Genomic DNA, 13,323 nt, shown 5'->3' on the forward strand with positions numbered 1-13,323 from the left:
GTTTATTTCGTATTCAAAACTTTAAATTCCCTACATGTAGCCTAAAAAAAGAAATAACCTCTACTATAATTGATGTTGTATTTTCTTACCTTGATATCGATGTGGTGTTACCCCATCGATATCAAGCTAACAAAGCAAAATACCCCAAAAACGAAAAAGAGATGAAGAAAATAATAAAAAGCTTATCATTATGTACTAAAAGATAAGCTTTTTTTCTATACTTATTGAATTTTATTGGATTTATTCCATGCTAATATAGTAATAAAATATTGAATACCAAACAAAATCGTAACAAGTAGAATGAACTTTATACATACTAAGATCCATCCAACAATATCTTGAGGTAATTGATTATGATATGTAGTGTAAGCTACACCAGAAAAAGATAAAATAAGGGTATAAGATAATTTATCTTTTAATTTTTGTTTTAGTATGTCCTTGTTATCAATTTCTGGTTCGTAAACACCAGCTAAAATGGATCTAATAAAGAAGAATACCATATAACAGATAATGATACCAAGAGCTGTAGCCCATTCTAAAAACGGTCTTTGTAAGTATACGCCCCTTATTATAAAATCTATGAAGGCTAGCAATAAAGCCACAATTCCAGATTGGGCCCAAATTTTCATTTCAATTTGCTGAATTCTTTCATCTAAATGTGTACTGAGTGAAAACAAATTTTTTAGTTTTTCCATTCTATTTTTCCTCCCAAAATAATTCATCTAAAGTTTTATCGAGTGATTTAACTATATCAATGCAAAGCTTTAAAGATGGATTATATTTATTAAGTTCAATAAGACCAATGGTTTGTCGAGTAACATTTACAAGCACAGCTAATTCTTGTTGAGTTAGCCCCTTTTCTGTTCTTGCAATTTTTATTTTGCTTACTGACATTAAATACACCCCGTTTGTAAAGGTAATCTTTACCTTTTATCTTATATTCTATATATTAAATTATGAACAAAATAAATGAAATATATATTTTACATTAGGGCGTATATAGATTACTTTTATCCTTTCTTTTTCCATTTCTATTATTTTTGTCTCTAAAACTATCTCACAAAGATAAAAAACAAATTATGCTTCTGGTACTGCGCATATTTATGGGAGCTTTGTAACACCTATTACATCAGTTGATAAGCCAGGATTATTTGTAGATGTTATGAAAATTGATAAACATAATTATTATGGTGGCAGCTTTAAAATTAAAAAATAATGAAAGTTAATTTCACTAATGATAATATTTTTGATATGATCAATGTATAATAAAAACATAACTCATGTAATAGTCTAAGCGGTATACTTGACCAACGGCCGCTTAGCTAATGAGTTATACCCCTTAGAAAAGGTACCTTGCAGCAGGGGTACCTTTTCTTTTATTTTTAGTGGTAAATTATTTTAAATTGAAGCTATATAGCTAAAAAGTATAATGATTAAATTGTAATTGAAGTGAAGTATGTATCCCATATGAATATTATTAAATATTAGAAAGAAAATCATTTGAGCGATAGCCGGTATTCCAATGATAGTTAAACATTGTACCCAATTATAGTTATACGTAGAGAGATGGAGTAATCCAAATGAGCTTCCAGACAATATTAAAGAGGCTGTGATAGAAGCTATGGGGCTTATTTTGAAGGAGCGTATGATCTTATGCCAAAAGAACAATATAGATACAAACATAATGTTTTCTCCGATTAATTGAATTGCAATCCCAGGGGTTTTGTGAAGCATATTAGTAATTCCTTCATTCCCAGTAGGATGAGATGTTCCTTTGAATGTTGTAAAAGATATTAGTACGGCTAAAAATAACAACATAATAGTATAAATAATGAAAGCAAAGAAAAAAGAAATTTTCAGCTGCTGGAAAGTGATTTTTTTAGAAAACAAGGATCGTTGATCTCGCATTATAAATAGGAAAAGAAAAATAAAAGGATTTAATTATGTATTGCATTAGTAGATCTAATTCATTTATATAATTAAGCGTAAATGAAGGGAAAGGTATGTAAACTGTAATAATGGAAAATATGACAAGTATTAGAAACTGCAGATACGTTTTAGTTTGCACTAAGCAATCTAAATATGTTTACAATCCCACTGTTTTAGAAATGCATCTTTGTAAATTGAGAGGTAAAGGGGCATACAAAATGACAGAAAATCGGGTTAGATTAAATGGAGGTTTTCATAACGATATTTTTCATAACAAAGAGCACAACAGCGTAGTCAGGATTTCCCCAAAAAGTAAAACGAAAGAGATGGTAATGCAAGAAATAGAGTGGATGGGTTTTCTACATGATAAAGGTGTACCTGTTCCAAAGGTTATACTCCCATTAGCGTATGAAGGAGAACGAGTTAAGACAAATTTTGAATATATTCCAGGCGATTCAATTGATGTTAAAAATAAATCACACTGGAATGAAGTAACTTTTAAACAATTTGGTAAAAGTTTAGGGAGAATGCATGCAATATCAAAAATTCACAAATTTGAAAGCATACACCGTCCTGCTTGGCGTAATGATAACCCTGATGTCTTTAATATTAGAGAAAACCTAATTCCGTGGATTGGAGAAAAATATGATAAGTTACTTAACAATCTCACATCCGATAACATAACGCCTGACAATTTCGGCCTTATCCATAATGACTATCATCAGGGAAACTTAATTATGGACAAGAAAGGATTTATAACCATTATTGATTTTGATGATTGTTCTTACAATTGGTTTGCACAGGATCTTGCAGTAGCTTTCTATCATGCTTATTGGCAGCACAACTCCTTCAATGGCAATACACATACTTTTTGTGATAGTTTTATGCGTAATTTCTTCAAGGGATATAAAACAGAAAATAGCCTACATAAGGATACAATTAAACAAATCCCAACCTTCTTGAAATTAAGAGAGATTTATTTGTATCAACTATTTAATCAATCATGGGATACGAATCATTTAGAAGTATGGCAAGAGTACACCCTGCAAAATCTAGAAACAAAAATTAAACATGAAACTCCCTATGCTGGCATTCATGATTTTTCTATTTATTTATAATGCCTTAACCATATTTCATTTTATCAAAACAAAACATGAAAACGAGTGATAAATCAAATAGATTTTACATTCGTTTTTTATTGATGTATCAGAGTTTATCATGCTTTTATTAAAAAAAGAAGCACGAATGCCTCTTGGTAGATCGTCAACTATTCTCTCTTCACCGTGAGATTATTCTGGTTGTGTATGAAGTAAGTTGCGTGGTTTCTGCGTGATTTGATTGAACTTCCTATCGCTCCGGTGTCATAAAGTCACATTCCTTGCAAAGAGTAAATATGCTACCGGTATCATCCGTATGAGAGACCAAATTAACGAAACATCCAGCAATGAAAATTGCATACATTTCAGAATTAGGATTATCAGATGTTAAAATTGAAATAGAACAATGGGCAGCTAAGTCATAATATAAATACACACTTCATTCCATTTGGAGAGCAGTTAGCTTTTACTAGCTACTTTTATTTATAGGTTGGCTTTAATTATCTTTTTCCTTGTGTTCCTCATTAACCTGGATATATTCCCCAACAATTTAAAGGTGCATCCCCAATCAAATTTAATGATTGAGTATGCACCTTTAATATTTGCCTATCTATTATATGAATACATTTTTGTACGTATGCGTTTTAAATAGTGGTGTCTAATAATAAAGAAGTAAATCATTTGAATGCAAATAAAGCTTACTAATACTACAATTGAGCTTTGTAAAACAGACATTTCTCTGCTTACTGTTTGTCCTAATTGATGAAACGTTAGAAATGCAAAACTACTGTGAATCATCGCCACTACTATCGGCAGGAAAAATAGTAACATCATTTGTCTTGTCACAATTTGCTTTAACTCTCTTTGACTTAAACCTAATTTTGAGATCATTTCATATTGCACTTGATCACGTTCTAAATCAGTAAATAGACGAAAATATAAAAAACTTAGCGTAAATACGAAAAATACAATGCCCACCATTACACTTGAAATAGAAAGTAATCCATTTTGTTGTTTCATTTCAATCCATCTTAAATACAGTGATGAAAACTTATAATAATCTTCTTGATTCGTACCAATGAACTTCTTAAGACTTATGGAAATCGCACTTGTTTCAGACCAATCTTTAACGATAAAACCGTAAATCGTGTAATCTCGGAGTACGCCTTCTTCTTGAACCTGTATGACCTTATTATAAACAGCATCAGAAACAATAACAGGGTTATCAATCATGGCTAACTCTGGGATATACACTGTTTTTTGTACAAAAAGTGGAATCTCGAGTTCACCATGATTTATTTCAAAAAATTTCAGATGCTCTGTACTTTTCTCTTTCTTATTAAGTCGTATAGCAATGCTATCATTTTCATTTGTTAGTTTCTCTATTTCATATCCTAATTTTTTAGCGTATTCATTATACGCAGAAAGATTAATCAAAGCCAATCCGTCTAATGTCCTTTTAAATTCTGTTGCTACAAGGTTATATGAAAATCCAGATTCCTCTAATTGTTTCTTTATTTCTTCAATATGAGCTTTTTCTTCTATATTCCCCTTATCTGAACGATAGGTAAATGCATATGGAGTCTCATGCTTAGCCAATTCAGGATTTGCAATAGCCGTACAAACTCCAATTGCTGTAAAAGATACTGCAGATATAACTGATACGATAAAAAAGGTTCTCGCATTATCTTTCATGCGATACATTAATTCTGAAATAACAAGGAGATTGGTTGTTTTAAAGAATGTAGTTTCTCTATTTTTTAAAGCGGATAACACATATACACACAATTGAGTAAAGAAGAAATAGGTCCCACATACAATGAATACGACTCCTACTCCTACGAGTAAGAATAGTTGTTTTAAAGTCATGTAATCCACCGCAGCGATACTGTGATGAACACAGGAATAACCCGCTCCCAATAAAATAAGTACCAACAAGGATATATAAACAGACACTATTGGCTCAGTTTTTGGTTTTTCATCTGATTTTATGAGTTCTACAAGTTCATTCATTTTCACCATTTTTGATGTAAACAAAGAAATAAGTAGAAATAAAACCAAAAAGGACATTGCTGTTACTACCATTGCCTTGATTGGAAAGTAAAATGCTAACGTTTGCTCTATCCCTAATAAAGACCCACTAATTAATAAAAACAATTTAGAAAAAACCATTCCTAGTCCAATACCTACTATGATTGAAGGGATTCCAATCAACATATTTTCGAAGAAAATTAATCGATGAAGCTGCTTATTAGACATTCCGTGTAACATTAATAATCCAAACTCTTTTTTTCTATTTTTTAAAAATGCACTAACAGAATAGAAAATAAATAAGAAAGAAAAAACAAAGATTAAGTAATAGGATAAATGAAATCCTATTTTTCCAAATGCACTCATGATGGTACTTAGATGAGTCAGCTCACCTTGTAGGTTCGGATGAAAGACAAGTAGCCCATAAGTGAAAAAAATCAATACCGCAAATGTACTACTAAAAAAATGACCAAGATATATTCTTTTATTTCGTAAAACATTATTAAATGCGAGTTGTCGAAAAGTCATGTTTATTCCCCCCTAACATAGAAAGACTATCCATAATTTTTTTATAAAATAATGGACGATTATCTTTGCAAGTAACTTCATTGTATAACTGGCCATCTTTAATAAAAATTATGCGGTCACAGTAACTTGCAGCAACTGGATCGTGCGTTACTAACATCATTGTTGCCTTTTCTTCTTTGTTTAATAGTGTTAATAGTTCCATCACATCTTGAGAGGCTTTAGAATCTAAGTTTCCTGTCGGCTCATCAGCAAGAACCAATTTAGGAGAGTGAATGAGTGCACGGGCAATCGCTGTTCGCTGTGCTTGCCCTCCTGATATTTCATATGTTCGCTTATTTAAAATTTCGTTGATTCCTAATTTTTCCGAAATAGATTCTACTCGTTTATTTATTCTTTTCACATTGATGCCATCTAATACGAGCGGAAGAACTATATTCTCTTTTACTGTTAAAGTATGCAGCAGATTAAAGGATTGAAAAACAAATCCTAATTGTTGTCTGCGAAATAAGGCCAAATCATCGGAGGAGAGTTGATACGGATTTTGATTATGAATACATACACTGCCTGATGTTGGCGAGTCAATAGTAGAAATCATATTCAATAATGTTGTTTTCCCACTTCCCGAAGGTCCCATTATCCCAACAAATTCCCCCTCCGTAATTGTTAAGTCTATATTTGAAAGTGCTGTATGTGGAACCTTTCCTGTATATTCTTTACTAAGATCATATACTTTTACTATTTTCATATGAGAAATTCCCTCCAAATGTACACACTACGAATGAGATTTGATAGAAGATATCTGCCCACATTATGATTTTTTTAATACAAGTCATGTACAATTCACAACTGATCTGTTTCGGCTTCTCCTATTGAAACTGGGATACTTGGTCAAAATTATTAAGTACCAAATTAAATTTCATATCGTAACACATGATTTTTATTCATGTTTCTATTTTTCATTGTAGTAGTAAGGTTGTTTTTCTCATATTGAATTACCTTTCATTTGTCTTACACGCTTGCAATGTTTCTGAAAATACAGTTTATAATGTTCGAAGCAATAATTCTTTTTTGGGGAAGATAGCAAAGAGGGATTTTTCATATGAACTTTACTATACTGAACTAGATTTCCGTATAGTTTTTATTTTCATACTATTGATTTTTTTACCAAACACGTATAAAAATCAATAGTATGAAAGTAAACTACTGGGTAAAAGTTTACTTTCGATTTTATTAGAAAAACAAAGAGAACTTGTTGTAATTACTACTGTAGGTTTCGAATAAAGTTTGATTAAAAATACCTCATAAACCCTTAATTTATGATAAATAAAAAGAAACCATTTTGAAAAAAGTTTGATCCAAATGGTTTCTTTGCTTATTAATTAGTATAGTAATTTTATAAAAAAGTTTGATTATTTTTATTCAACTACAGCTCCCCGATAGTTATTTTTGAATATAGTTCACTATCTAAAGATACTTCACCTACGTACAACAAACTTCTACTATCCCATCGCTGTCAGCAGAACCATAATTCCATTAGTTAGACCATGAATGATAACTGACGGCCAAATTGAATTGGTTCGTTCATACGCCCATGCAAAGACTATACCACTCAAGAAGTTTACAGGCATCGCATTATAAGTTGGAATGTGGACAATTGTAAAGATTAATGAGCTTAGCAAAATAGCCCCTATCATACCAAAACGTGTACGTAGCCATCGATATAAAAAACCACGATAAAATATCTCTTCATATATCGGTGAAATGATCGCCGCAGAAACGAAAGCAATAAGAACAGTGAAGAAATTTACACTTTGCTGTATCGCCTCAGTTTTACTGTTCTCATAAGAATTCCCAATAAAGCTAGTAAGCACCATTACTATTACATCACCAACTAGTAACATAATAGTTAATAAGAGAATAAATTTCCAGCTCTTTATAGAGAACGACCTAATTCCCACTTCGCTCCAAGAAAGTTTCTTTGGACGAAGGACCATAAAATATACACCTAAAACTAAAACAATCGCGATTGTTAATCCTGTTAAAGTTCCTGAATATAACTCATTGTTAAACCACTGAAAATAAATAGGTTTTACTAAGAATTTTATGCATCCTATAACAAATACAAATTCGAGTAGCATCATTAATAGAAATTCTTTTAATCCCCAAGGGTCTTGGTCCTTCCAATTCATGTCCTTTTTCTTCATTTATCATTCTTCCTTCTTTTTATGATATAACCTAAATATAATAGGTGACGTAACGTCACTTACAACCTTTATTTTCAGGGGGAATTAAATAAATCGATGGATTACAGGAGGATATGCATCCAAATGACTTAATTTCAAATCTACATAAACCCTTAGAGATCTCCTCAAAAATAAGAAACTTTTACAATATCACTTTCCCGTATTACCCTTTCTCTGGATAGCCTTCCAATCATTGTGCAAGACTCCCATAACAATAACATCGAATCTTTTTCCGTCCCGATATATTACCGACCTTTTTCCACCTTCATTATACTCAATCACTTCCAAACCAACTCGATCCAAATTTAATTCATGGAAAGCATAACGAAGTATCAGCTTCAAAGCATCTGATCCGTAACCTTTATTTCGATTAGAGGATTCTCCACTCCCTATGGACAAGAGTCCCGTACAGTTTTTCCATTCAATACTATGAATAGCAACAAATCCAATTAAACGATCTTTATCAATTATTTGGACTTTCAGCATAAGATACAATTTCGTTAGGAATCTATGCGCTTTATTCTCTTTTGTTTTATTTTTGCACCAGAACCATAAAAGAAAACAAGCTGTTTTTATACAGGTTGTTTTCTTTTGTAAAAATTTAATTTGTTATTTTTATAACGGTTGGGATTACTCTTTTAAAATTAAGAGGTTCTTTTTTTGATGTTGATTATTTTTGTTCTAAAATACGTTCAACCTCATCTATTCCTAATTTACTGGCTTTAGCAATCGTTTCAAGTGGTACACCAAGTTCATGCATACCTTTAATCATCTGTATTTTTCCTTGCTGAACCCCTTCTTGAATTCCTTCTTTTTTCCCCTCATTACGAGCATGAGCAAACTTTGCAGCCTCATCCATTAAGGCCTTTTCTCTTGCTTCATATGCTTGACGGAAAGAAGAATCTTGACTCATACGTTCCCACTTATTCATTGCTTTTTGTAAAATCGGATCTTGGTTCATGGCAATGTCCTCCAATGTTTGTGTGAGATACTCATCTTCAATCGCTTGTAATAATAATAACCAACGAACAAACGAATCTTCCCACGGATTAACTTTCTCTTCGCGCCATTGCTGTAGTAACTTTGGAATCTCTACAATATGAACTTCTATATCGTCACTTAATAACTTTTGATATTGCTGATTCCAAAGGATTCCTGTTGTATGAAACGCTTCATATTCTGGAAACATCACAAAGTTTAACAAGTTTATGGTAATTGTTTTGTGAAGGGAGCTATAAGGCATTCCTTTTTGCAATTGAGAGGTGTATAACCTTCCCCAATAATACAAGCTGCGTTTGATCATATCGTGATTATTATTCAATTGTATTTCTACATTTACCTTTGTTCCTGTATTTAATGTAGCCGAAATATCTAAAATCGATAATTTATCTTCTTCATATTCTCGAAGCAAATGTGGATCTTCTAATTGTAGGGAAACAATAGGTGATTCTAAAGAATCTTTTAATATGGCATTTAAAAAGGCAACTAAAATATCTTCATTCCCATTTGTGCCAAATAACTGCTTAAATGCAAAATCGATACGTAAATTTACTAATGAATTGGACATGGTTTTCCTTTTCCTGTTTCAGACTATATATTTACCTTTATTGTACATAAAACTAAAGTCCATATGCAAACAATCCCCTATGATTTATATAGTGATATAAGTCTTTCTCTTAAAGGAAGGGGTCTTTTTTACAATGTGAAACTGTTTGTTAAGAAAATCTTAAGAAGCTCCCCCACTTTTTATTAAGAAATGCTCTTTATACTTGGAAATGTGTTAAAGGTCATTCTTATTTAAACGTGAACTACTCGCCACTTAGCAAAGCTTGAAGTGGGAGCTTCTCAGTTCCACTCCTAGATGTCCAACGCTTGGACGCTCTTTTGGTACGGTTGATATTTTACACAGGAACCGAATGGCTTGGTTTTCGCACTCTATTTTCTTCCTGCAACCTCCTATATCAAGTTATCAAAGAACTTCATATAGCTAGTTTATCAAAAGTTTTTGGCAATGCCAAACCGATATTCACCTCCCACCTACCGTTGGGCTACGCCCTTCACACGCTTGAGGAAGGTGAATTCTTTCGGGGAATTCGTTAAAAAATGAATAAAATCACACTTAATCATATAAGAAAAAGAAAGGTGGAAATGAAAGATGAAAAAAGCATTGATTGCAGTTTCAGGATTAGTTGTTGTAGGAGGTGGATTATTAACTTATGCAGGAGGAGATATAGTAGATAGATTTAATCCATTAGTGAAAGAAAAAGATATGTATGTCCTTACAAAAGGGGAAGCACAACCACATGGTGCGTAGCTAAATATCACAATGAAAAGGTAAAGGAAAACATAATATTCATAACCAAATAGCACTACAGGTTAATTATATTTGTATTTTATATATTTTATTATTCAATTAAATTAAAACATATATTGTTATTGTATGGAGGTATTATATGAATTTTATCAATTCTACATTAGGAAGTTTAAGTATTATTAGTATAATAATACTTTTATTGGTTCCCATTTTGTTGAATTTAGGTTATTTTGTTTTGTATAAACGAATATATAAAGGGAAATATTCATTTAAAAAAAAACAAATTGTTTTGATTACACTATTGATAGGATATTACCTTATTGTATTAGCTGGAACTTTATTTGGTCGTGAAAATATTATTCGGCCTGAAGGGATAATTAATTTTGATATTTTACGTGGATATAGAGTTGCTTGGAATAATTTTTCACTTGTTTCTTTTCAAGATATTATTATAAATCTTGCTTTACTTTTTCCAGTAGGATTTTTGTTACCCTTAATTAGTAATTTTTTCAAAAGAGCAGGGTCAGTATTATTAGTCGTATTTAGTACAAGTTTTTTTATTGAAATAATTCAATTTGTAACAGATATTGGACGTATAGATATATCCGATGTATTACATAACACCTTAGGAGGTATGCTTGGATATTGTATAAGTAATTTATTGATTGTTTTTTTAGATAAACAATCAGCACCATTTAAACAAATTGTTAAATATATATCTTTACCAGTAATAGTTTGTTTGTTAACATTGGGAATTATTATTTCCTACAAAATGCAAGAATTTGGTAATTTACGTATTAACCCAGAAACTAAAATGGATATGTCTGATATTACTATGAAAACATCTATATCATTAGATGCAGATTCTAAAAAAATGCCTGTTTATAAAATTAAGGTTAAGGATAATTATCCAGAAAAAATAAAGATTAAAGATATAGAAGTTATCTCTTCAAAAGAAGCATTCCAAAAATTAAAACGTGGAGAATTTTTACCGCTAACACCTTTAAAAAAAGGAGATACAATAACTATTACAAAATGTACATTATCATCTTATTCAGATACAAAAGATTTTCAACAGCCTGTATATCAATTTGAAGGAATAATAAATGGTAAACAAGGGGCTTTATACTATATTGCTGCAAAAAAATAAAAGTGTAAATTATTCTAATACAAAAAAGAGTATTCCTATCTAAAAAAGTAGGGATACTCTTTTTTGTAGAACTTTTCCACCTTCTACAACAAAATGGGCGGAAATCTCATCGGTATGAGAAGAAAACAGTCTTTGATATATTAGGTGTCGTTTACAATTGTACCCTGTCTGATAATCAAACGGCTTAATTCAAAAAAGGAAACCCGTTAGGGTTTATTTCGTATGCAAATCTTTCAATTTTCTACACATAGCCTTTAGAAAACAGAAGCAGCTTCTACTATAATTTACGTTGTATGAGCTTAGCTTGATAGCGATGTGGTACTACCCCACATCCATCAACTTAAGGATTTAGACTATTTTTGAAGCTAAAAGCACGTTACTATTCTCTTATGTTAATGAGAAAGGGTGACGTGCTTTTTATGAATATGCATCAAAAACAAGAGTTATCTTTATTTGTCGAAGAGTTATATCGATATATGTCTCCCGCTACACTTAATCAATTAGCTACAGAAGCAGGCGGAATGAAACGAAAACGTAAGTGCCACGGGCACCACCTCTTATCTTTGTGTGTATGGTTAAATCAACAAATCGCTACTACCTCTCTTACTCAACTTTGTAGTCAATTAGAAACTTCAACAGGAATTTTATTAAGTCCGGAGGGACTTAATCGACGATTTAACTCGGCTTCTGTAGCCTTTTTCCGAACTGTATTTACTACACTTTTACAAGCTAAAATTGGAGGAGAATCTAAGATTTCTCATTCTCTTTCTTCTTATTTTGAGCGGATTCTCGTCCTTGATTCTACAACCTTCCAAGTTCCAGATCGATTCGCAACTACTTATCCTGGTGCCGGAGGATGTAGTCATACAGCTGGTGTGAAAATTCAACTAGAGTATGACTTGTTGAGTGGAAAATTTTCTGATGTGGAAATTGAACCAGGAAAACGAAGTGATCAGGCATATAGTGCAACTCGAACAGGCATGGCACAAAAGAATGAACTATATATTCGTGACTTAGGATATTTTCGTCTACAAGACTTTAAGTCTATTCAAGATAAGCAGGGATATTATTTATCACGTCTTAAGTTACCAACTAAAATATATAGAAAGGAATTTGAAACAGTAGTATTTAAAACAAAACCCGCTCAATTGAAACCGGTATATATACAAATTCATTTGGAAGACATCATGAAACAATTACAACCTGGCCAAGTATATGAATTACATGATGTATATGTAGGGAGTAAAGACAAACTGCCTACTCGCATTGTGGTTTATAGATGTACCGAGGAACAAAAACAGAAACGCCTACACGATCGAGCGATTCGCGAAAAGAAAAAAGGGATTACATATACAGAGCGTACGAAACTTTTACAAGGAATTACGGTATATATGACAAATATTCCTACGGAATGGGTACCAAAAGAGAAAATCTATGATTTATATTCACTACACTGGCAAATTGAGCTGTTATTTAAAGTATGGAAATCTTGGTTTCAAATTCATCGTTGTAAATCTATTAAACAAGAGCGGTTAGAATGTCATCTTTATGGTCAACTCATTAGTATTCTATTATGTTCTTCTACTATGTTTAAAATGAGAGAACTTCTGTTACGTAAGAAACAGAAAGAATTAAGTGAATATAAAGCGATGTACATGATTAAAGATTATTTCTTACTTTTTCATCAAGCATTACACAAAAACACCCAAGAATTATCAAAGGTTCTCCTTCGTCTGTTTAACCTCCTACAGCACAACGGACGAAAATCTCATCGATATGAGAAAAAGACAGTCTTTGATATTTTGGGTGTTGTGTATGAGTATACCACTTCTACTCAACAGATAGCATAGTGAAAAAATTGAAACCCGTCAGGGTTTATTTGATATGCCCACTTTTATAATATCTATAAAAGATAATAAAAAACTATATGGAAGGGCCGCATTTTGTATAAAAATATACCTTAAGTTGATAGATGTGTGGCGGGACCCCATCGCTATCAAGCTAAAATTTTATAGTACCCCCAGAACGAAA

12 protein-coding genes and 1 pseudogene are annotated in these 13,323 nt (G+C 31.8%); 5 read left to right on the top strand and 8 right to left on the bottom strand.

Annotated elements, in window-relative coordinates; translation table 11 throughout:
- Window positions 1–221: 221 nt before the first annotated feature.
- Together AC241_RS28245 and AC241_RS35330 are read right to left on the bottom strand one after the other, a co-directional pair.
- Window positions 222–695: a DUF6773 family protein gene (locus AC241_RS28245; protein ID WP_050845120.1), complete on the bottom strand. Its 474-nt coding sequence runs from the start codon at window positions 693–695 to the stop codon at window positions 222–224.
- A 1-nt stretch (window position 696) separates the two neighbouring features.
- Window positions 697–894 carry a helix-turn-helix transcriptional regulator gene (locus AC241_RS35330; protein WP_050845121.1) on the bottom strand — a complete coding sequence of 66 codons (198 nt, stop codon included), beginning with the start codon at window positions 892–894 and terminating at the stop codon, window positions 697–699.
- A 229-nt stretch (window positions 895–1,123) separates the two neighbouring features.
- Between AC241_RS35330 and AC241_RS36075 the strand changes: the two genes are divergently transcribed.
- Window positions 1,124–1,216, top strand: coding sequence for a hypothetical protein (locus tag AC241_RS36075; protein WP_413541771.1), 93 nt, complete (start codon window positions 1,124–1,126; stop codon window positions 1,214–1,216).
- Between the two features lie 182 nt (window positions 1,217–1,398).
- Here the strand turns inward: AC241_RS36075 and AC241_RS35920 are convergent.
- Window positions 1,399–1,954 (bottom strand): annotated as a pseudogene (locus AC241_RS35920) (hypothetical protein).
- Between the two features lie 193 nt (window positions 1,955–2,147).
- Between AC241_RS35920 and AC241_RS28255 the strand changes: the two are divergent.
- Window positions 2,148–3,047: a phosphotransferase enzyme family protein gene (locus AC241_RS28255; RefSeq protein WP_050845122.1), complete on the top strand. Its 900-nt coding sequence runs from the start codon at window positions 2,148–2,150 to the stop codon at window positions 3,045–3,047.
- A gap of 585 nt (window positions 3,048–3,632) precedes the next feature.
- On the opposite strand, the gene AC241_RS28260 is transcribed toward AC241_RS28255, so the two are convergent.
- From AC241_RS28260 to AC241_RS28280, 5 genes are all read right to left on the bottom strand, one after another.
- Window positions 3,633–5,585 (bottom strand): FtsX-like permease family protein, encoded by a 1,953-nt coding sequence (locus AC241_RS28260; protein ID WP_050845123.1) that lies wholly within the window; start codon window positions 5,583–5,585, stop codon window positions 3,633–3,635.
- Entirely contained in the window at window positions 5,560–6,330 is a 771-nt protein-coding gene (locus AC241_RS28265; RefSeq protein WP_050845124.1) for an ABC transporter ATP-binding protein, read from the bottom strand. Before AC241_RS28265 ends, AC241_RS28260 begins: the two co-directional genes overlap by 26 nt.
- A gap of 754 nt (window positions 6,331–7,084) precedes the next feature.
- Window positions 7,085–7,789, bottom strand: coding sequence for a CPBP family intramembrane glutamic endopeptidase (locus tag AC241_RS28270; protein ID WP_050845125.1), 705 nt, complete (start codon window positions 7,787–7,789; stop codon window positions 7,085–7,087).
- 189 nt (window positions 7,790–7,978) lie between these two features.
- The gene (locus tag AC241_RS28275; protein WP_327906758.1) at window positions 7,979–8,314 is read right to left on the bottom strand and encodes a GNAT family N-acetyltransferase; all 336 of its coding nucleotides are present in this window, start codon (window positions 8,312–8,314) and stop codon (window positions 7,979–7,981) included.
- A 184-nt stretch (window positions 8,315–8,498) separates the two neighbouring features.
- The gene (locus tag AC241_RS28280; RefSeq protein WP_050845126.1) at window positions 8,499–9,395 is read right to left on the bottom strand and encodes an Rpn family recombination-promoting nuclease/putative transposase; all 897 of its coding nucleotides are present in this window, start codon (window positions 9,393–9,395) and stop codon (window positions 8,499–8,501) included.
- A gap of 588 nt (window positions 9,396–9,983) precedes the next feature.
- On the opposite strand from AC241_RS28280, the gene AC241_RS34950 reads away from it, so the two are divergent.
- The 3 genes from AC241_RS34950 (at window position 9,984) to AC241_RS28295 (ending at window position 13,142) form a co-directional block, all read left to right on the top strand.
- Window positions 9,984–10,142, top strand: a complete 159-nt coding sequence (locus AC241_RS34950) for a hypothetical protein (protein ID WP_196303440.1) — start codon at window positions 9,984–9,986, stop codon at window positions 10,140–10,142.
- A 139-nt stretch (window positions 10,143–10,281) separates the two neighbouring features.
- Window positions 10,282–11,292 carry a VanZ family protein gene (locus AC241_RS28290; RefSeq protein WP_050845128.1) on the top strand — a complete coding sequence of 337 codons (1,011 nt, stop codon included), beginning with the start codon at window positions 10,282–10,284 and terminating at the stop codon, window positions 11,290–11,292.
- Between the two features lie 419 nt (window positions 11,293–11,711).
- The gene (locus tag AC241_RS28295) at window positions 11,712–13,142 is read left to right on the top strand and encodes an IS4 family transposase (RefSeq protein WP_050845129.1); all 1,431 of its coding nucleotides are present in this window, start codon (window positions 11,712–11,714) and stop codon (window positions 13,140–13,142) included.
- Window positions 13,143–13,323 lie beyond the last annotated feature (181 nt).

It is taken from the genome of Bacillus thuringiensis (genome assembly GCF_001182785.1).
Lineage (GTDB): Bacteria > Bacillota > Bacilli > Bacillales > Bacillaceae_G > Bacillus_A > Bacillus_A thuringiensis_S.